At 50.0% G+C, this 21,027-nt stretch carries 20 protein-coding genes and 1 tRNA gene; 11 read left to right on the top strand and 10 right to left on the bottom strand.

Translation table 11 applies throughout. The features are described 5' to 3' along the window. Nucleotides 1-9: 9 nt before the first annotated feature. Nucleotides 10-1,245 (top strand): ABC transporter permease, encoded by a 1,236-nt coding sequence (locus tag H6585_13905; protein ID MCB9449423.1) that lies wholly within the window; start codon nt 10-12, stop codon nt 1,243-1,245. Here the strand turns inward: H6585_13905 and dusB are convergent. Beyond that, nucleotides 1,233-2,228, bottom strand: coding sequence for a tRNA dihydrouridine synthase DusB (dusB, locus tag H6585_13900; protein ID MCB9449422.1), 996 nt, complete (start codon nt 2,226-2,228; stop codon nt 1,233-1,235). The two genes, H6585_13905 and dusB, sit on opposite strands and share 13 nt — an antisense overlap. A 30-nt stretch (nt 2,229-2,258) precedes the next feature. Here dusB and H6585_13895 point away from each other — a divergent pair, with 30 nt between their 5' ends. After that, nucleotides 2,259-3,185: a CPBP family intramembrane metalloprotease gene (locus tag H6585_13895; GenBank protein MCB9449421.1), complete on the top strand. Its 927-nt coding sequence runs from the start codon at nt 2,259-2,261 to the stop codon at nt 3,183-3,185. Here the strand turns inward: H6585_13895 and H6585_13890 are convergent. The 8 genes from H6585_13890 to H6585_13855 form a co-directional block, all read right to left on the bottom strand. Next, nucleotides 3,182-3,649 carry a biopolymer transporter ExbD gene (locus H6585_13890; protein ID MCB9449420.1) on the bottom strand — a complete coding sequence of 156 codons (468 nt, stop codon included), beginning with the start codon at nt 3,647-3,649 and terminating at the stop codon, nt 3,182-3,184. The genes H6585_13895 and H6585_13890 overlap by 4 nt on opposite strands. A gap of 29 nt (nt 3,650-3,678) precedes the next feature. Continuing rightward, nucleotides 3,679-4,287 (bottom strand): biopolymer transporter ExbD, encoded by a 609-nt coding sequence (locus H6585_13885; protein ID MCB9449419.1) that lies wholly within the window; start codon nt 4,285-4,287, stop codon nt 3,679-3,681. A gap of 3 nt (nt 4,288-4,290) precedes the next feature. Beyond that, entirely contained in the window at nt 4,291-4,737 is a 447-nt protein-coding gene (locus H6585_13880) for a hypothetical protein (GenBank protein ID MCB9449418.1), read from the bottom strand. Nucleotides 4,738-4,793: 56 nt separating this feature from the next. Next, nucleotides 4,794-5,540 (bottom strand): MotA/TolQ/ExbB proton channel family protein, encoded by a 747-nt coding sequence (locus H6585_13875; GenBank protein MCB9449417.1) that lies wholly within the window; start codon nt 5,538-5,540, stop codon nt 4,794-4,796. Nucleotides 5,541-5,722: 182 nt separating this feature from the next. Further along, nucleotides 5,723-5,809: transfer RNA gene (locus tag H6585_13870), tRNA-Ser, on the bottom strand. A 121-nt stretch (nt 5,810-5,930) separates the two neighbouring features. Then, nucleotides 5,931-7,994 (bottom strand): tetratricopeptide repeat protein, encoded by a 2,064-nt coding sequence (locus H6585_13865; protein ID MCB9449416.1) that lies wholly within the window; start codon nt 7,992-7,994, stop codon nt 5,931-5,933. 2 nt (nt 7,995-7,996) lie between these two features. After that, on the bottom strand, nt 7,997-9,019 hold the full coding sequence (locus tag H6585_13860) for an asparaginase (GenBank protein ID MCB9449415.1): 1,023 nt from the start codon (nt 9,017-9,019) through the stop codon (nt 7,997-7,999). After that, nucleotides 9,012-9,785: a TatD family hydrolase gene (locus tag H6585_13855; protein MCB9449414.1), complete on the bottom strand. Its 774-nt coding sequence runs from the start codon at nt 9,783-9,785 to the stop codon at nt 9,012-9,014. Before H6585_13855 ends, H6585_13860 begins: the two co-directional genes overlap by 8 nt. Nucleotides 9,786-9,989: 204 nt before the next feature. Here H6585_13855 and H6585_13850 point away from each other — a divergent pair, with 204 nt between their 5' ends. Both H6585_13850 and H6585_13845 read left to right on the top strand, forming a co-directional pair. Further along, a complete protein-coding gene (locus H6585_13850; GenBank protein ID MCB9449413.1) occupies nt 9,990-10,397 on the top strand; it encodes a hypothetical protein in 408 nt (135 codons plus the stop codon). A gap of 81 nt (nt 10,398-10,478) precedes the next feature. Continuing rightward, nucleotides 10,479-11,480, top strand: coding sequence for a glycosyltransferase family 9 protein (locus H6585_13845; GenBank protein MCB9449412.1), 1,002 nt, complete (start codon nt 10,479-10,481; stop codon nt 11,478-11,480). A gap of 5 nt (nt 11,481-11,485) precedes the next feature. Here the strand turns inward: H6585_13845 and H6585_13840 are convergent, their stop codons facing one another. Beyond that, nucleotides 11,486-12,001: an acyl-CoA thioesterase gene (locus H6585_13840; GenBank protein ID MCB9449411.1), complete on the bottom strand. Its 516-nt coding sequence runs from the start codon at nt 11,999-12,001 to the stop codon at nt 11,486-11,488. 102 nt (nt 12,002-12,103) lie between these two features. On the opposite strand from H6585_13840, the gene H6585_13835 reads away from it, so the two are divergent. The 7 genes from H6585_13835 (at nt 12,104) to H6585_13805 (ending at nt 21,022) form a co-directional block, all read left to right on the top strand. Then, nucleotides 12,104-13,057: an NAD-dependent epimerase/dehydratase family protein gene (locus H6585_13835; protein ID MCB9449410.1), complete on the top strand. Its 954-nt coding sequence runs from the start codon at nt 12,104-12,106 to the stop codon at nt 13,055-13,057. A gap of 184 nt (nt 13,058-13,241) precedes the next feature. Beyond that, nucleotides 13,242-14,129, top strand: coding sequence for a toxin-antitoxin system YwqK family antitoxin (locus H6585_13830; protein MCB9449409.1), 888 nt, complete (start codon nt 13,242-13,244; stop codon nt 14,127-14,129). Nucleotides 14,130-14,253: 124 nt separating this feature from the next. Continuing rightward, nucleotides 14,254-15,723 (top strand): cysteine--tRNA ligase, encoded by a 1,470-nt coding sequence (locus H6585_13825; GenBank protein ID MCB9449408.1) that lies wholly within the window; start codon nt 14,254-14,256, stop codon nt 15,721-15,723. Then, nucleotides 15,705-16,724: a M28 family peptidase gene (locus H6585_13820; GenBank protein MCB9449407.1), complete on the top strand. Its 1,020-nt coding sequence runs from the start codon at nt 15,705-15,707 to the stop codon at nt 16,722-16,724. Before H6585_13825 ends, H6585_13820 begins: the two co-directional genes overlap by 19 nt. A 7-nt stretch (nt 16,725-16,731) precedes the next feature. Beyond that, nucleotides 16,732-19,512 (top strand): DNA polymerase I, encoded by a 2,781-nt coding sequence (polA, locus tag H6585_13815; GenBank protein MCB9449406.1) that lies wholly within the window; start codon nt 16,732-16,734, stop codon nt 19,510-19,512. A gap of 82 nt (nt 19,513-19,594) precedes the next feature. Further along, nucleotides 19,595-20,548: a hypothetical protein gene (locus H6585_13810; protein MCB9449405.1), complete on the top strand. Its 954-nt coding sequence runs from the start codon at nt 19,595-19,597 to the stop codon at nt 20,546-20,548. A gap of 27 nt (nt 20,549-20,575) precedes the next feature. After that, complete coding sequence (locus H6585_13805) at nt 20,576-21,022, top strand: hypothetical protein (protein ID MCB9449404.1); 447 nt, start codon at nt 20,576-20,578, stop codon at nt 21,020-21,022. Nucleotides 21,023-21,027: the final 5 nt, after the last annotated feature.

Genomic DNA, 21,027 nt, shown 5'->3' with positions numbered 1-21,027 from the left:
ACCAATATTGTGAATGTACCTTATTTCATAGCCCGCAGGTATCTGTTTTCCCGCAAGTCGCACAACGCGATCAATTACATCTCAGCCATTTCGGTGGTGGTGATGACGATCCTCACCGCCGCGCTTTTTATCGTGTTGTCGGTGTTCAACGGGTTTGAAAGCCTGATCGTGGATCTGTTCAACTCCTTCGACCCTGATCTGAAAATCACGGCATCAGCGGCCAAATCGTTCGATTTCGAAACATTTCCTGCCGAAAAGCTCGCCCATGAAAAGGGCGTGGTTCATTATACCCGGGTCATCGAAGAAAATGCCTTGCTGAAGTACGGCGACAAGTCGTACATAGCAACCTTGAAAGGTGTGGATTCATCCTATTTTCATATCACCCGGCTGGAAGAAATGATGCGTGACGGAAGCCCGGCCCTGACCTACCAGGGAAGGCAAATGGCTGTGCTGGGCTATGGCGTGGCGTCTGCATTGGCTGTGAATCTGGGCAATGTGTTTCGCCCGATTGACCTGTATGTGCCGAAGAAAACAAAGAAGGGGGTGATGATTACCCCGGAGAATGCATTCAACATCCGGGAGGTATTGCCTTCCGGGGTGTTTTCCATTCAACAGGATTTTGATTCGAAATACGTCATCATCCCGCTGAACCTTGCTCGCGAACTTACACAGTATGGCACGCGCTTAAATGCTGTGGAAGTTGCGATAGACAAAGATGCTGATGTGTTCGAGGTACAGCACCGGTTGGAGAAATTGCTGGGCCCCGCGTACCGTATTCAGAACCGGTATGAGCAACATGAAGTGTTGTACAAGATCATGAAGTCGGAGAAGTGGGCCATCTTTCTTATCCTCACATTCACACTGATCATCGGATCGTTCAATGTCATCGGTGCTTTGACCATGCTGATTGTGGAGAAAAAGAAAGACATACGTACCCTTTGGAGCATGGGTGCCGATGGCCGCATGATTCGTCGTGTGTTTATGACCGAAGGTGTGATGATCTCCTTGTTGGGTTGTTCACTAGGTGTGGTGTTGGGTTTTGCCATTTGCTGGCTGCAGTACCGGTACGGAATTGTTAGCCTGGAAGGCAGCGGAACGTTTGTTGTGGAAGCCTACCCCGTGGAAATACATTTCAGGGATATGCTTTCGGTATTTGTAACGGTTACCCTGATAGGCATCATTGCAGCCGCAATACCGGCCCGTAGGATCAGTCGAAAAACCTTGCAGTGGCGTCAGACCGCCTGAGAAAGTGTTGCGTAATGGTTCCGGATCTCATCCAGGATCGCTTCCAGTTCGCCAGGGTCTTCCGTTGTCACAAGTCGCAAGCGATAGGGTTTGAAATGATCCAATCCCCGGAAGTAATTGGCATAATGCCGGCGCATCTCAACCACACCTACGCGATCGCCTTTCCAGGCCAGGGAACGTCTCAGGTGTTCGCGGGCGGCTTCTACGCGGTCGTCAAGTCCCGGCGCAGGAAGATGGCTGCCGGTCTTCATGAAATGTTTGATCTCGTTGAATATCCAAGGATACCCGATGCTGGCCCGGCCGATCATGATGCCGTCTACGCCGTATTGGTCACGCATCAGTTTGGCTTTCTCGGGTGAGTCTACGTCGCCGTTGCCGAAGATCGGTATGCGGATGCGGGGGTTGTCTTTGACCTTCCCGATCAGGGTCCAGTCGGCTTCGCCTTTGTACATCTGCACGCGGGTGCGGCCGTGAATACTCAGTGCCTGGATGCCTACATCCTGCAAACGTTCTGCGGTTTCTTCAATGGACTTGCTGCTTTCATCCCACCCGAGGCGGGTTTTCACTGTAACAGGCAGGTGGGTGCTTTTCACGATCTCACGGGTCATTTCCACCATCTTGGGAATGTCTTTGAGAATACCTGCCCCGGCACCTTTGCAGATCACCTTCTTCACCGGGCAGCCATAGTTGATGTCAATCAGGTCAGGTCCCGCCTTTTCAGCCAGTTCCGTTGCTTTCTTCATGGACTCAATATCGCCTCCGAAGATCTGGATGCCGATGGGTCGCTCCTCATCAAAAATGTCCAGCTTCATTACGCTTTTGGCCGCATCGCGGATCAGGCCTTCCGATGAGATGAACTCGGTATACATGAGATCAGCCCCATGCTGTTTGCAAAGCGCACGAAAGGGTGGATCACTCACATCCTCCATGGGGGCAAGCAACAGCGGGAACTCACCTAAATCGATATTACCTATCTTTGGCATCTTCCTGCAAAGGTACTAAATGCCTATCGGATGACCGGAAAACAGTATTTCAGGGACATCAGTCCCTTCCTCCAGTTGTTGATCCTGTGTGTGCTTTGTCTCAGTTTTACTGTGATTTTCATAGGACTGGGCGGATTGACATTGGTAGGATTATATGACATCAACATTTTTCAGGACATCAATATCCTCAGTGATTTTTCGGCTCCGAACGTGTTGGAAGCCAATCGCCTGATCCTGCTGTTTCAGCATCTGGGTTTGTTCCTGGTGCCAGCCATGATGTTCGGCTATCTCGCCACCCGTGACCCCCTGGGTATGATGAAACTCAGGCAGCGGGTCTCCGGTAGGTGGATTGCAATGTCGGTTTTGCTGATGGCGGCGGCACAGCCGCTGGTGGGTTTGCTGGGAACCTGGAATGCAGGACTCAAGCTGCCCGACAGCCTCGCGGGTCTGGAAGCCACGATAAGGGCTGCGGAAGATGCAGCATCCGGACTGACACATGCCATTTTGTTCAATGGCTCCGCCAAGATCTTTCTGATCAATTTGTTGTTGCTAGCATTGGTGCCAGCTCTGGGTGAGGAGATGATTTTCAGAGGACTTGTTCAGCCGTTGATGGGAAAGATGACAAAGAATCCACATGCGGCCATCTGGGTTACTGCCTTTGTATTCAGCTTCCTGCACTTTCAGTTTTATGGATTCTTGCCCCGGTTGGTGTTGGGTGCCATGCTGGGATACATGTTCTGGTGGACCGGCTCATTGCGGGCGTCAGTAGCCGCGCACATGGTGAACAATGCCCTTGGGGTGAGCCTGTATTTCCTGGCAGCCAGGGAGGTGATTCCGGAAAGTTGGATTGAAGACGACAACCTGGCCACAGGCTGGTTACCCGCCGTGGCGTCATTGGTTATCTCGTTTTTCCTGGTCCGGTGGTTGGCCGGCCGGCGAAAAGAAATTGTGGCTTAGTTTCTGCGTTCTACGGCAGCGTAATTGATTTTCAAGGCATTCACCTCACGTAGCTGCTGCTTCACTTTGGTCACAATACCCATTTTGGTTTTCTGATCCACTTTCAGAGAAGTGGTCATCTGTGGGATTTGTGCCTCGATTTTAGATTCACGCTCTTTGGCGATAAACTCAGGAATGTCCGCTACATCACCGAATTGGTCGTTCAGCTGAATGCGGGGTTCGGTTCCGTACACCTTCTGGTATTCGCTATTCGGTCGGCCGATATAAATACAACTGACAAGCGATTTCTTTTGCAGCTTTTCAATTTCCGTGGCCTGGGGCATTTTTTGTTCCACCATCACGGAGGTATCGCGGATCACGGTTGCAATCATGAAAAAGAACAACAGCATAAATACGATATCGGGCAGTGAAGCGGTGGAGATGGCTGTTGCTTCTTTCTTTTTCTTTTTTCTGAAACGAGACATATCGCTGGGTTCTTAAATCAAGTATTGAATTATTCGGCTGCTGGTGCTGCCTCGGCCCCTGTTTCCTTGGGTTCGGCTTCTGAAATACGTTGCGGGTAAACGGTCTGAATCGGATCAGCCTGTGCTTCGGTAAGCTTGCTGAACGGCTTTCCATACCATTCCATCGCCAGGTCGTTGCGCAACTCGTTGTAAGCGGCAATCAACTCATTCTGCACCTGGATGTACATGTCATAGCTCGTGGCGTTGTCGTTTTGAAGAGACACGACTTGCTTGGTAAGCGTTACTCTTTTCTCGCCCAATCCAGGAACTTTCAGGATGGTATCTTGTGTTTCAGGAAAAGTTTCATCGGTCGGATGAGGGGTAATGAACTCCTTGGTTTTTTCCCTGAGGTTTGAAACAACCATGGGTTGTCCCTCCACCAGCAGCTGGTCGTTGGCATTGACAAGAACAACGAAGATGTTTCTTTCCTTAACCTTGATCTGGGGATCATCCGGTTGTTCTTCGGCCTTGGGTGGAAGTTTTCTGAGCAGACCCTGGTCTGCATTCATCTGCGTGGTCACCAGAAAGAAGATCAGCAGAAGGAAGGCGATATCCGCCATCGAACCCGCGTTGATCTCTTGTAATGCTCTTCTTGCCATAGCTTATTTAAACAAACGAGAAACTTCCGAGTAAATGATGCCGAGTACCGACAATGCCAAAAGCAGGTAGAACATGATGAGTCCCGCACCCACCCACTTGGTGGTTGAACTGCTGATGGTTTCTGCAAATTTGACCGGAACCGTATCCGATGCCATCACATAGGAAATGACGATCACCAATATGAAAGATCCGAGTCCGATACCCAACTTCTTCATGTCCACCGTTCCTTTGATGATCTGCACCACAAAGAATACCAATGCGGCCAGGGTTGCAATTCCCAGCACAAAGTAGGTGAGGTAGAACAGGGGCACAATGGTTACCGCTTGAGCACCTGCATCTGACGCAACCGTTTCATCACCCTTGTAGAACATGATGATCGTGAAGATGGCAGCCAGCACCGAAATAACCAGCGGAATGATGATCAGTAATTTGAGATTCTTGCTATTCATAGCGTTTCATTTGCGCAATGCCGGGGATGCCGGCACTACCAGGTTATCCGGTTCAATTATTTTACGCCGTAGCGGATCAGGAGATCAACCAGGTTGATGGATGACTCGTCCATGGAGTTCACCAGCGAGTCGATCTTGGCCAACAGATAGTTGTAGAATACCTGGAGGATCATGGCTACGATCAGACCGAATACGGTGGTCAACAGAGCGATCTTGATACCGCCGGCCACCTGGCTGGGCTGAATGTCACCTGAAGCCTGGATGGTATCGAACGCGTCGATCATACCGATTACCGTACCCATGAACCCGAGCATCGGAGCCAGTGAGATGAACAGTGAAATCCAGGAAAGACCTTTCTCGAGAAGACCCATTTGAACCGCACCGTAAGCCACGATTGACTTTTCAACGGTGTCGATGCCTTCGTTTACTTTATCCAAACCTGAGTAGAAGATGCTGGCAACCGGACCACGGGTGGTGCGGCAAACTTCCATGGCAGCTTCAACACCACCTGACTGCAATGCGCCGTCAATATCACTCAGGAGTTTCTTGTTATTGGAAGTGGCCATGTTGAGGTAAATGATACGCTCGATACACAGGGCCAGCCCGATGATCAGACAGAGAAGAACGATGCCCATGAATGCGGGACCGCCATCAACGAACTTTTCAAGGATGATCTGATGAAAAGACTGTGCAGGAGCAGCAGCAGGTTCTGCAGCAGTTGCAGCTTCTTCGGCCATCGCCACAGATTGGAGGCCTGTCATCAGGAAGCCAAAGGTTGAAACAAGAGCAAACAACTTTTTCATGGGTAACAAGGGTTAGTTATTCTGATGTGATTAAATGCATTTTGGCGAGCCAAAAATAGAGGAATTTTTGAAACTTAAGCTAACAAATACGGTTATCAATTTGGGAAGCCACTGGATGCGGCCACCGGATACTTCCCTTAAACTATTGGTCCGGACAGTGATGCGACTGTCTTTAAATCCTGCGGAGAGAGGGGGATTCGAACCCCCGATCCCGTTTCCGGGAAACACGCTTTCCAGGCGTGCGCCATAAACCACTCGGCCACCTCTCCCCGAGCATCGCCTGATGCACAGGTGAGCTAAACAGGGCGACCAAATTACAAAAAATATCATTCCAACATAACGGGTCTTGCATTGATGCGGTGAACAGGCTAATCAAGCCTGCATGCAAGATCATTTTCTGAGGGAGGGGTCGAGTGCAAATGCACGTTGAAGATACGAATCCCCTTGTTCCGTGTCACCCATGTTGCGGTAGGTGATGCCGATGTTCATCAGCACATTGGCGTTTTTGGGATTGAGCTCGTATGCTTTGAGAAACGTGGCCAGCGCCTTGTTATTATCGCCTGTTAAAGAATATACAATTCCGAGTTTTTGCAGCACATCCGTATTAGCCGGATCCAGCTGGGTTGCTTTCTCAAGGTATTCTTTTGCTTTTGGGATGTTACCCATATCCCGGCCGTACAGCTGTCCCAGTTTTGCATAGATATGAACCGCATTCGGATCGTTGGCGATCAGCGTCAGGTAGCACTTTTCTGCGATGTTGTAAATTTTTTGTGATGCTGCCCGATCAGCGATGAATTCCAGGTTGCGCTTTGCATCTCCGAAATTCGGATCCATCTGAAGAGCCCGGCTATATCCCTGGTAAGCGCCCTCATAGTTGTCCAGCAAAAAATAAGCGCTGCCCAACAGCAACATAGGTTGTTTGTAGTTGGAATAGATGTCAAGTGCCTTTGTCAGGTACGGAATGGCCTGGTTGGCCAGGGCTTTCCTTTGCATGTCTCCCTCTGGAAGGGCATTGGCTTTTTCAATGAGTGCTGCACCGGCTGACATGTTGGCCTTGGTGCTGTTGGGCGAAATGGCCACATCCGTCATCGCAAGGGTGAAGTCGTTCTTCCATGCCCTGCTCCTGTGAACCGTCTTGATGGTGAATGCAAACGACATCAGGATTACTGCATACGCCAGGGTTCGTTCGACAGCCTGTTTTGAAGACTTCCACCTGTTCACTCCACGGATCAGCAAATCGCCGAATGCCACACAAAACCCAATGGAAGGTACGTACATGAAACGCTCATTCATGAAAGAACCGATCGGGAAAACAAGGTTGGAAAACAAAGAGAAGGAAATAAGAAAAAAGAAGATGCACCAGGAGATGAGCGACCTCTTGAAAAATCCTTTAACAGCAAGCCATATCATCCACGCATAAAGAATCAACGATAAAAAAGCCCGCGGATCTCCCCAGCCGATGATGGGGATGTGCCGGGGGAAATAATCATTGGTGAGCGGGTGTGGGAAGAAGAGCAGTTTGATATACAACCCCATCGTGTAAAAGATGGTCGCATATTTGTCGGAAGTACTGCTTTCTACAAAAGGGTTGTTCAGCAATTCCGTGACCTCGCCGGTATTGTCATCCAGCAAACTCATCCGCATGACCATGTAACAACCGAATGCAACAAAAATCGGCAGCATGGCCAGAATGATTTCCTTCAAAGAGAACTGTTGGGATGCTGCGTCAGATGCGTCCTTCTGCAACACCTTGCTTCTGAAAAATATCAGGGTGAAAGGGATGGCGGCCAGGAAGGTCACCGTGGATTCTTTGGAAAGCAACGCGCCGAAAAAGCACAGGAAGGCCCAAGCCATGGACAAACCGTTGCGCTTCTCCAGGTATTCAAGTACAAACCAAAGGCTTCCCAGGGCACCGAAAAGGCTCATCATCTCGTCCCGGCTTTTGATGTTGGCAATCACCTCGGTGTGCAGGGGGTGTAAACAGAAAAGCAGCGTAGCGATGAAAGGCAGTGAGAGCATCGGGTGTTGTCCGGGCCGGGATGGAAGAAGCCGCAGCAACAAACCGTATAGCAGCAAACAGGTGAGTCCGTATAATATAAGGTTAAGGGCATGACTGACGGAAGGGTCATTGCCGAACAGTTGAACCTCAACGGCAAAAGTGATCAATGGAATGGGGCGGTACCTGCCACCGGACAAAAGTTTTTTGTCTTTTCCGAAGAAGCCTACCAGGAGGTCGTTTGAGACAAGGTCTTTGATCCCGTCCACGCCTTGTTGCGTAAACTGGTTGTGTGTAATGTACAGCTTATCGTCAAGCGCATAGTCGAAAGAAACCGTTTGAATGTAAACCAATACGGAGATGGCAAACAGAATCCATGCCGGTCGTGTTTTCCAGAATGTCAGCACCACCGGAGGAGGTGAAGCTGTATCGGGTGATTTGGACCGGTCCTTTGTCATGGTTATTCCCCGTGCATTTCACCGCACAACGGTACGGTAAGCAACCGTTTTATTTCAACTGTATCGTGCTGTTGTGCGAGCAGAAACATCAACTTGGCAATGGCTGCTTCCGTGGTCATGTCTTTGCCGCTGATCACACCTGCTTTCTCAAGTTGAACACTGGTTTCATACCTGCCTTGTTCCACAGATCCACCCAGGCATTGGGTGATGTTCAGTAGCACCAGTCCACGCTTGTTGGCGGCCTCAAGTTTTTCACTCAACCATGCATCCGTAGGTGCGTTTCCGGCGCCGTATGTTTCTAAGATCAATCCTTTCAATCCCGGGATTGAAAGCATCGCATCCACCACCTGGGGCTGGATTCCCGGGAATATTTTCAGGATGGCTACAGAGGGATCCAGTGCGCGATGAACCTGCAGTGGTTTCCCGTTCCATTTTGCAATTTGGCCCTCATGGAATTTCAGGTGAACACCGGCGCTGGCCAACGGCGGATGGTTGAACGAATGAAAGGCGGCAAACTCTTCCGCGTTGATCTTGCTGGTCCGGTTTCCCCTATACAGGTGGTATTCAAAATAGATGCACACCTCAGGCACCAAAGGGGTTTCCGAGGAAGCAATCTCAATGGCGGTGATCAGGTTCTCCCTTGCATCGGTGCGGATGATGCCGATGGGCAGCTGACTGCCGGTCAGGATCACCGGCTTGGCAAGGTTCTCCAACAGGAAGCTTAGGGCAGATGCGGTGTAGGCCATGGTATCTGAACCATGCAGGATCACAAATCCGTCGTGGCGGTCGTATTGCTCTTCAATGATCTGCGCAAGTTTGATCCATACCTCCGGGGTCATGTTGGATGAGTCCATCGGTTGTGCGAACGAGTGACTTGAAAAGGCAAGATCGAACCGGGTCAGCTCAGGTATTTGCTGGGTCAGGTGTGTAAAGTCGAACGGCCGGAGGCTCCCGCTCTGTGTATCCTGAACCATGCCAATGGTACCGCCGGTGTAAATCAGAAGAATGGATTTCTTTTTACTCATGTTGAAAGACTCTCAAAGCGTTTTGCGTGGTGATTTCCCCAACCTCTTCCGGCGATTTTCCCCATACTTCCGCAAGCTTGTTGGCAATCTGAATGATGTATGCGCTTTCGTTCCGTTTGCCTCTGAAAGGTACCGGTGCCAGGTAGGGTGCATCGGTTTCCAGAACGATGTGTTCGGGCCGGATATGTGAGACCACCTGATCAAGCCCGCTGTTCTTATAGGTAAGGACCCCACCGATACCCAGGTGAAGGCCCAAACGAATCGCACGATGTGCCTGTTCTATGGATCCGGTGAAACAGTGCAGGATGCCCGAAACGGGTTTGTCAGCATGGGCTTCCAGCAAATCCAGGATCACATCGGTTGCTTCCCTCGAATGGATTGCAACCGGGAGATGCAGGTTTTGTGCAAGTTGAACCTGGTGCAAAAATGCTTCTTCCTGGATGGTACGGGTGGATGTATCCCAGTACAGGTCAATACCGATTTCACCAATGGCGCAGAACCCACCACTTGCGGCACTGAATTCTACATGGGCCAGTTCTTCCCTGTAGGTTTCCGGTTTTACATAACAGGGATGCAATCCGGTCATTGCAAAGCAACGTTCCGGCCAATCGGTGGCAAGTTTTCGGAGGTCGGCTGAAGTGGCCTGGTGGATGTCGGGTAAGTAGATGCGTTCAACCCCGGCTTCAAAGGCGCGATTCAGCATGTCACCGCGGTCTTCGGAAAATTCAGGCAAGTATAAATGGCTATGCGTATCTACCAGGCGCATGCGCAAAAATAGCCTTTTCATTTCGCCATCAGAAAAATCGTTGGCATAAAGTTTGAAATTAAGGTCGCACATTGCGTGCATGTTCTTTTTGTAAATTGCCTTCGCGTCAAATAAATTTTTTGGAATGCCTCTGTTTTGCCCGCATTTGGAATCTCAGAGGATAGGAATCGAAGGTGTCTGTAACCGTAACCAATTTCTCTACATATGAAAACCGCTATTAAATTTGCTTTGATGATCCTGCTTGTAGCCGGTGCCGCATTGACCGGTTGTAAGAAATACGAAGAGGGTCCCATGATCAGCTTCAAGTCGAAAAAAGCCCGGTTGCAGCGGGTATGGACAGAAGAGTCGTTCATTGATGCCAACGGAAATGAGACCACACCTTCCAGCCCGAACAAATATGAACTGAAGGACGACGGTCAGGTTTCTGTGAATGGTGGTACTTCTTCAAGTGCGCTTACCTGGCAACTGTCGGATGACAAATCAAAGCTGGAGCTAATTACCACCCTTGGTTCAACAAGCACCACCGATGCAAGTGAGATCCTCAGGCTGACAAGTAAGGAGTTGTGGCTGAAGGACGACAACGGATCACAGACACACCTGAAAGCCGAGTAATCCGGGTCCGCCATTTATAATCATGCCCTGTGTACCCTGTACGCGGGGCTTTTTGTTTTGTACCTTGCAAGCCGTCATTTCATGAAAATACTGGTCATACGTTTCAGCTCCATCGGAGATGTGGTGCTCACCACACCGGTGCTGCGTGCGGTCAAGGAACAGGTACCCGGTGCTGAAATTCACTTCGCATGCAAACGGAAGTTTTCAGAACTGTTGGTTCACAATCCGCATGTGGATCGCTTCTTCCTTTTTGACGAATCCATCACCGAGATCCTGGTGTTATTGGTTGCCCAGCATTACGATGTGGTCATCGACCTGCAGCACAGCCTGCGTTCCGCCAGGTTGAAGAAGGCACTCAAACGCAGGAGTTATACCTTCCCTAAAATGAATGTCAGGAAATGGATCCTGGTTAATTTCAAGAAAAACCTCATGCCTGATATGCATGTTGTGGATCGCTACCTCATGACAACGTCCCGGCTCGGCGTGAAGAAGGATGGAAAGGGACTGGATGTATACCTTGAACCGAAGGCAGACGACGTGCTTCAGCGATTACCCCCATCCATGCAAAGCGGATACATCGGTTTGGTTATCGGAGCACAGCATGCCACCAAATGTTTACCTGAAGAACGACTGGTGGAGCTTTGCCGGATGTTGCCCTACCCGATCGTATTGATGGGAGGTACAGCGGAAAAAGAAAGGGGCGCACGCATGGTGAAAGTGCTTGGCCCTCATGTGCACGATACCTGCGGAACCCTGTCATTAACCGAGTCAGCAACCCTGGTCAAACATGCGAAGGTGTTGATCACCCATGATACCGGAATGATGCACGTCGGTGCTGCTTTTCAGAAAGACATGGTCGTTTTCTGGGGCAACACGGTGCCGGCATTTGGCATGTATCCTTATTATGGATCGAAAACCACCGCACGCTGGATGTCAGCCGAAGTAGCAGACCTGTCATGCCGGCCCTGCAGCAAGATCGGTTTTGACAGCTGCCCGAAGAAGCACTTCCGTTGCATGAACGACCAGCAATTTGAGCCGGTTGTTGACTTTGTACGCGACACCTGGGAGTCCCGCTCCCGGTAGCTTCATTAATCAGTATTGGTAAAAAGCGCCTTCAGTTCCGTGGCATCATCAGGTTTCATCTTACCTCCCAGAATCAGGCTCAGCTGACGCCTTCTCAGTGCACCAGCGAAGCGTGTTTTTTCCAGTTCCGTTTCAGGCTCGATGGGTGGTACCTCGATCGGGTTTCCCCGTTGATCGACTGCGACAAAAGTATATATGGCTTCGTTGGTCTTTTCCTTTTCTCCGCGCTGACCTTCTACCCACACATCAATGAACACTTCCATGGAAGATGTGAATGCGCGCGAAACTTTCGCTTCCAGTGTAACGATCTCTCCTTTCCGGATAGGATTGGTAAACGATACATGGTTAACGGACGCGGTAACCACAACCCTTCCGCTGTGACGGTGGGCAGCAATGGCGGCGGCAATATCCATCCAGTGAAGCAACTGTCCGCCCATCAGGTTATCAAGGGCGTTGGTTTCATTCGGAAGCACGATCTCCGTGAGGATGGCAAGAGAATCTTTCGGTGTCTTTGGCTTCATGTCTTAGGAAGTCTGGGTATTTTGAACTTCGTAAAGATAACGGAATTCGTATTTACACCTTATGCCTAAAATTCTACATTTGCCCTCAAAGTGTCGTGTAACATGGAAAAAGTTTTGATTATAGGTTCTTCCGGACAACTGGGTGAAGAGTTGGCGGAAGGTTTGAGGGCCAGGTTCGGTGAAGACCGGGTGGTGTGTTCAGATATCAAGGATCCCGGGACCGGGCAGGAGATGTTGTTTGAACATCTGGATGTATTGGATAAAGATCGTTTGCTGGAAGTTGTTCAGAAACACGGGATCACCCAGATCTATTTGTTGGCGGCTTTGCTATCGGCTGTAGCGGAAAAAAATCCGGCTTTTGCATGGCGGTTGAACATGGAAGGATTGTTCAACGTACTTGACCTGGCAAAGGAAGGGCGGATCAAAAAGGTCTTCTGGCCCAGTTCCATTGCCGTGTTCGGTCCAACCACACCCAAACAACAGGTGCCCCAGCATGCCATTACCGAACCGAACACCATATACGGTGTTGGTAAACTGGCCGGAGAAAGATGGTGTGAATACTACCACAACAAGTTCGGGGTAGATGTGCGGGGCATACGATACCCGGGATTGATCGGGTACAAAACGATGCCGGGTGGTGGTACAACGGATTATGCCGTTCACATTTTTCACGGCGCTTTAAAGAGTCATTCCTATGCGTCTTTTTTGAAAGAAGGCAGCATGCTTCCCATGATGTACATGCCGGATGCGGTGCATGCCACCCTTTCCCTGATGGATGCGCCGGCCGATAAAATTTCCATCTGGTCTTCCTACAATGTAACGGCCATGAGCTTTACCCCGGGTGAACTGGCGGCAGGCATTCAAAAGCGAATCCCCGAGTTTGTTTGCACCTATGCACCGGATCATCGCCAGGCCATCGCTGACGGATGGCCTGCCTCCATTGATGACACTGTCGCGAGGAATGATTGGAACTGGACCCCCGGGTATGGACTGAACGAAATGGTGGATGACATGCTTACCCATCTCCCGATGGTGCTGGCTGCCCATCAGAAATAAATTGTTAATTCACCCCCTCGGGAAAGCACCTATTGCAAATTTTAGCATATTTGTCGGGTAGGTCATGTATTTGATCTAAAGTAAATAACTTCGCACCGTAACCTCCGTATACCGTTTGGTGGCGTTTCGACATAAAAAAAACGCAACTTGCTAAAGTCCGAACTTGATCCAGAAGTCAAGAAACATGAAAAGGGGATTCTTTATCGTTCTGTTGGGATTTTTCACATCTAGCATTTTCGGTACCTCCGCGGCTCAGAATGCGGCTGTCGGGGACACCGTGAACATGACTGATGCCGGCAACCTGAAACAGGGACATTGGGTTTTCTATGGCAAAGATCATCCGGAATGGAAATGTGCAGATGAAACCAAAGTAGAAGAAGGTGAATACAAAGACAACCTGAAAGAGGGCATCTGGAAACAATACTATTGTGAGGGAAACCTGAAGAATGAGATCACCTACGTGGACGACAAGCCACTGGGGTACGCCAAATTCTACTACAAAACAGGTAAAATTTCCGAAGAAGGATTCTGGAAAAATCAGAAATGGGACGGTGCCTACAAGTACTACCACGAAAACGGCAACCTGGCTTACGAATGGAATTATGAAAACGGACGCCGCCAGGGAAAACAGGTGTATTACCACCCCAACGGTAAGGTCATGATCGAAGGCAATTGGAACGGTGGCAAGGAAGACGGCGAACAAAGAGAATACTATGCGGATGGCACCCTCAAATCGATCAAAGATTATTCGGGTGGCAAGATCAACCCCGATAAAACAAAGGTGTTTGAGAAGAAAGTACCGGAAAAGAAAGAGGAGGAGGTTGCCATCGATAAATCCAGCGAACACCTGAATGAAATTCCGTTGGTTGTAAAAGGAGATGACCTGGGCGTGTTTACCGGTACCGGAAATCACAAGCTCTACAACAAACGCAAACAGATCTGGAAGGAAGGTTATTTTGAAGGTGGACGCCTCATCAACGGTAAGATCTATCAGTACGGAAAACGCCACAAACTGGAGCGAATCGCTGTTTTCAAGAACGGCATCCTGATCCAGGAAGAAATTGTTGAATAGCCTGATTCCGGCTGCGTTTATTTTTTCGAATCCCGAATTTTCTTGTTTCCTTTGGATGTGAAAGTGTTGGCGGTTTTATTCCGGCTGGCTTTTACCATCATCTCTGTATTTTAATTTGCTTACCATGTCAGGGGAATTATTTGTTTACAACACGATCAGCAGAAGCCGCGAAGTTTTTGAACCACTCACACCTCCGCACGTAGGCATGTACGTGTGCGGCCCCACTGTGTACGGAGATGCCCACCTCGGACACGCACGTTCGGCCGTTGCATTTGATTTGGTCTTCCGCGTGTTGCGTCATGCAGGCTACAAGGTTCGTTATGTGCGGAACATCACGGATGTAGGGCACCTCGAGAATGATGCGGATGAAGGTGAAGACAAGATAGGGAAGAAAGCACGCACCGAACAGGTGGAACCGATGGAAGTTGTTCAATACTATACCAACCGGTACCATCAGATCATGGCGGCAATGAACACGCTGCCACCCAGCATTGAGCCGCATGCATCCGGTCATATCATTGAACAGATCGAAATGGTACAGACCATCCTGAAAAAAGGGTTGGCTTACGAAGTGAACGGATCCGTCTACTTCGATGTGCGCAAATATGCGGCGTCGGGTAACTATGGCGGACTCTCCGGCCGGGTGCTGGAAGACCTGCTTGCCAATACACGTGATCTCCAGGGTCAGCAGGAAAAAAAATTCCCGGGAGATTTCGCCCTGTGGATCAAAGCCAAACCCGAACACATCATGCGATGGCCTTCACCCTGGAGTGACGGTTTCCCCGGATGGCACCTAGAGTGCTCCTCAATGAGCGCCAAATATCTTGGAGAACATTTCGATATACACGGTGGCGGTATGGACCTGCTCTACCCCCACCATGAGAATGAGATTGCACAGTCAACCGCTTGCTACGGCGTTACTCCGGCCAAGTACTGGCTGCACAACAACCTGATCACCATCGGTGGACAGAAAATGGGAAAATCCCTCGGGAACTTCATCACCATGGAAGCCTTCTTCACAGGAGAACATCCCATGCTGGAACAGCCCTATGCCCCGATGACCATCCGGTTCTTTATCCTCCAGGCACATTACCGCAGTACACTGGACTTTTCCAATGAAGCCCTGCAGGCTGCGGAAAAAGGTTTGCGAAAATTGATGGAAGCGATCCGGAAGATCCCTGATCTGCCTGTGTCGGATGCATCCGAAGTTGATGTAAAAGACCTCAGGGATAAATGTTTTGCTGCGTTGCATGATGACTTCAACAGCCCTGTGGCTATTTCGGTTTTGTTCGAGGCAGTCAGGATCATCAACTCAACCGCAGATGGAAAAATGAAGATCTCGGCCGAAGATAAGGACGCGCTGAAGGCACTCATGCATGAGGCCGCCTTTGATGTACTCGGATTGGTTCCCGAAGGCAGTGGTGCCAACCAGCAAGTCGTCGATGGCCTGATGCACCTCATTCTCGACCTGAGGAAAAGTGCAAGGGATGAAAAAGACTTCGCTACTTCCGACCGGATTCGCGACCGGTTGTCTGACTTGCACATCATCATCAAAGACAGCAAAGAAGGTTCAACATGGAGCCAGGAATCCTGAAGCCATTCCTCACGGGTTGCATGTTGACCTCATTGGTCATTGCATGCGGATGTGGCGGGCAGAAGGAATCGGATAAGGATCAGAAAGCAGAAGCGGATGCGGCATGGAACCAGGTAACCGTTCCTGTCTTCAATGCAGATTCGGCGTATGACTGGGTGGCACGGCAGGTAGCTTTCGGCCCCCGTGTCCCGAATTCAACATCACATGATTCTTGCGCGCACTTCCTGGAAACCACACTGGCCAGGTTGGGCTGTGATGTGGAGGTGCAGCGTGCAAAAATGCCGGGCTTCAAGGGCGATTCACTTCCACTGACCAACATCATCGCATCTGTTGCTCCGGATCTTCACCAACGGATTCTTATCGTTGCTCACTGGGATACCCGCGCATGGGCCGATGAAGAAAGAGACAGCACACTCCGGGATCAGCCCATTCCGGGTGCCAATGACGGCGGAAGCGGAACGGCGATATTACTCGAGCTGGCCCGAGCCATGCAAACGCAGATGCCACCCGTAGGCGTGGATCTCCTTTTCCTGGATTTACAGGATCAGGGACAAACGGATCCGGAGAATCCTGAACAGGCCTCCGAATTCTATTGCCTCGGTGCGCAGTACTGGTCCAGAAACAAGTATCCCATCGGCGCATCCCATCGGTATGGCATTGTGGTGAACCTGGTTGGCGGAAAGGATGCACGTTTTGCCCGTGAAGGCGTATCCATGTACTACGCCGAATCAGTGGTGAACAAAGTATGGCAGACCGCATCGAAAGCCGGGTTTTCCGATCGCTTCCTTTTCCAGAACGCACCCGCCGTAACAGACGACCATACATTTTTGAACGAGTGGGGCGGAATTCCCACCATTGACATCATCGAATACGATCCGCAAACCGGTCACTATTTCGGCCCTAACTGGCACACACATGCAGATGACTTGAGCGGCATAGATAAGGCCACCTTGAGATCGGTCGGACAAACCCTCCTGGAAGTGATCTACCGGGAACAATAATACACACATGAAAAAACTTTTCCTGTTGGACGCGATGGCCCTGATCTACAGGGCCTACTTTGCTTTTAGTAAGAACCCCAGGGTGAATTCAAGGGGCATGAACACCTCCGCTTCATTCGGGTTTACCACCACATTGCTGGACCTTCTTCAGAAAGAAAAACCCACCCACATCGCCATTGCTTTTGATACGGCCGCACCTACCACAAGGCATGAGGATTTTACCGCCTATAAGGCCAACCGGGAGGCCATGCCCGAAGACATCGGCAATGCGCTTCCCTGGATCGAAAAGATCGCGGAAGGATTTCGCATTCCGGTACTGAAAGCAGACGGCTACGAAGCGGATGACATCATCGGTACCCTGGCACGCAGGGCAGAAAAGGAAGGCTTCGATGTGTATATGGTTACACCCGATAAGGATTTCGCACAGCTGGTAACCGACAAAATACATATCTATAAACCGGCTCGCTTCGGCAATGGTGCGGAGATATGGGGGATACCGGAAGTGTTGAAGAACTTCGGCGTGAAAGAACCTCTTCAGGTAATTGACATCCTGGGTTTGTGGGGAGATCAGGTGGACAATATTCCCGGTATTCCCGGAGTGGGCGAGAAAACCGCAAAAGACCTGATCGGTAAATACGACAGCATCGAGAACCTCATCAGCCATGCGGGTGAGTTGAAAGGCAAACTCAAGGAACGGGTGGAGACACACGCAGATCAGGCATTGATGTCAAAAAAACTCGCCACCATCATCACCGATGTTCCTGTTCCATTTGATCCGGAAGATTTACAACTGGAGGCTCCTGATGAAGAACAGCTCACCCAGGTGTTTGCCGAACTTGAGTTCCGAAACCTGGCCAAACGGGTGTTCGGAAAAGAATTGCAGGTGACGGCCGGTAAAGCACCGGAGTCCCAGTCCCATCAACCCGGACTTTTCGATGCGGAAGGAGAACCCGAACCCGCGGCACTGGTGCAGCTGAAAACCATTGATACCGAATCGCACAGGTATACCTTGGTGGAAAGCGAAGAGGCGATATCCAATCTCGCAAAGGAATTATCTGTGCTGCCAACTTTCTGTTTCGATACCGAAACCACAGGCCTGGATACATTGACCGCACAACTGGTAGGGATGTCGTTTTCATGGAAACCGGGAGAGGCATATTATGTGCCGGTTCAGGCAGACAGAGCAGCTGCAGAACAACGGGTGAATGTATTCAAAGAGGTGCTTGAAAACAACGCAATCGGCAAAACCGGGCAGAACCTCAAGTATGACATTTCCATCCTCAGGGGATATGGCATTACCGTACGAGGGCCCCTGTTCGATACCATGATCGCCCACTACCTGATTCAGCCGGATCAACGACATAACATGGATTTCCTCTCGGAGACCTACCTGCAGTACAGGCCCATTTCCATCACCACGCTGATCGGAGAAAAGGGTAAGCATCAAAAAAATATGCAGGATGTGGAACCGGCATTGGTATCTGATTACGCATGCGAAGACGCAGACATCACCCTTCAGTTGCGCGGCAAGTTCGAACCCATGCTGAAAGACGAAGGCACCGAGAAACTCTTCTGGGAAGTGGAAACGCCGCTTGTACCTGTATTGGCATCCATGGAATCGGAAGGCATCCGCGTGGATCCCGAAGTTCTGGTGAACCTGGGGAAGGAATTGAAAGAGGACATCCTGAACATGCAGGACAAGATATATGAAACCGCCGGCGGATCTTTTAACATATCTTCACCCAAACAGGTAGGAGAAGTGTTGTTCGATAGGATGGGCATCACCCCCAAACCGAAGAAAACCAAAAGCGGCCAATACTCCACCAATGAAGAAGTGCTGGCCAAGCTCGCATCGGAAAACCCGGTCGTAGAGCAGATCCTCACCTACCGCGAACTGCAAAAACTGAAGAACACATATGTGGATCCGCTCCCTTCCATGATTCATCCCAGGACAGGCAGGATTCATACTTCTTTTAACCAGGTGGTGGCAGCAACCGGCAGGCTCAGCTCAGATAATCCCAACCTTCAGAACATACCGATTAGGACGGAACGCGGCAGGGAAATCAGGAAAGCGTTTGTGGCACGTGATGAGAATTTCTGCCTGCTGTCAGCTGACTATTCCCAAATTGAGCTTCGGATTTTCGCCGAACTCAGCGGAGATGAAGCCATGACCGAGGCTTTCAGGGAAGGCCGGGATATTCACGCGGCAACGGCAGCCAGGGTGTTCGAAGTAACACAGGAAGAGGTGACCTCTGAAATGAGAAGGAAGGCGAAGATGGTCAACTTTGGTATCATTTATGGTATATCAGCTTTTGGGTTGGCCCAGCGGCTGAACATACCGCGCAAGGAAGCGGCTGCCATCATCGAACAGTACTTTGCCAAATATCCGCGCATCAAGAGCTACATGGATGATACCATCGAGTTTGCAAGAAAAAACGGATACGTACAAACGATGCTGGGAAGGCGACGCTACCTGAAAGACATCCTTTCAGGCAATGCCGTGGTCAGGGGGTTCGCGGAACGAAATGCGATCAATGCACCTGTTCAGGGTTCTGCTGCGGATATGATCAAGGTGGCCATGATCGCCATCCATCATGATCTCCAACAGAAGAACCTTCGGAGTAAAATGATCCTGCAGGTTCATGATGAATTGATTTTTGATGCCAATTTGGAGGAAATTGAATCCTTGAGAGAAATTGTTCGTAGTAGGATGCAAAATGCACTGCCGATGAACATACCGGTGGTGGTTGAAATGGGCGAAGGTCGCAACTGGTTGGAAGCCCATTGACGGAGGGACGTGCCGAAAGCCTTTGACTCTGTTTGCATGACTAAAAAATTATGTACGTTTGTTTAGACAAACCGCATTGAATATGAAAATCAATATGTTGAGAAAAACCACGACGAAAATCTACAGCAGAAAGAGCATAAACATCTCCCTGTTTATGTTGCTCTTCACCATGTTGGCAGCTTGTACCGGTAACGGCAATGATACCATGGATGACAACATGGATACGCCGGATGCCGCAGTGGATGAGAGCAAGCAGAAGATGGATGAGAACACCCGCAAGATTTTTTACGCGATTCCTTCTCCGCTGGAAATGGCCGTGCTCATTAAAAATGCGGGTGCGGTATACAATGCGGATTTGTTGAACCCGATCGACAACAGGGACAAATATGCCACCTCTTATCAACAGGCACTTAACCTGGGCATCTATGGTGCAGACCTGAGTTATACCAGCATGTTTGATCAGGCCCAGGAATCACTCCTGTATCTCAGCTGTGTCAGGAAGCTTTCTGAGATGCTGGGAATTTCGGGTGCCTTTGATGATCAAACCGTAGATCGTCTGGAGCGTAACAAAGACAACCGCGATTCAGTCATGGAGATCATCAGCGATGCCTATTGGACATCCGATAGCTACCTGAAAGAAAGTGAACGTTACAACATGTCTTGCCTGGTGATTGCCGGTGGTTGGATTGAAGGCCTGTATGTTTCTTCACAACTGGCCAACCAGGCCGGCAACAATGAGCAGATCAAAAGCCGGATCTCCGACCAACACAGTTCACTGCAGAACCTCATCGGTTTACTGGAGGCCAACAAGGAAGATGAAAAGGTGAACGAAATATTGCTTCAACTTGTGGATCTGGATAATACATTCAAGAAAAATGCCTCCGGCGAAGTTTCAGCAGTTACAACGGAAACCGACAACAATGCCGGAGTGACCACGATCAACGGAGGGGGTACACCTCCCATGGATAATGCCACACTTAAAATGGTATCGGAAAAAATCGCATCCATCCGGAATGGCATCATTCAAGTTAACTGATTTCCGTACAGCTAGAAAAATTTGGTTATGAAAGCAAAATGGTTCCTGAATCTGTGTTTGGCAATTGCCTTGCTTATGCCGGCATCCGGCTTTGCACAATGCAAAGCGTTCACCAAGAAAGTATGTAATCCCATCCTTTCACCCTATACACACAACGGTCAGCTTAACAGCGCCATCCTGGCTGAGGGAGAAACGGCAGAACTGCTGCTCACCTTCTACGCCGGACAGAATTATCGTGTGGCCGTCTGTGCACAGGAAGTGATAGGTGATGTGGAATTCCGTCTGATGGACGCCAACCGCAACCTTATCTTTGACAACACACAACACGACATGGCCAACTCCTGGGACTTCAATGTGAAATCAACCCAGCAGATCATTGTGGAGATCAATGTACCCAAGCGATCTGAAAGCGGGAAGGCCGTATCAATGGTGCCCACAGGATGCGTTTCCATCCTGGTCGGATTCAAGGAATAACCGGA

The organism is Flavobacteriales bacterium, from assembly GCA_020635855.1.
Classification (GTDB): Bacteria; Bacteroidota; Bacteroidia; order JACJYZ01; family JACJYZ01; genus JACJYZ01.
This window is presented reverse-complemented; position numbering and strand designations above follow the sequence as displayed.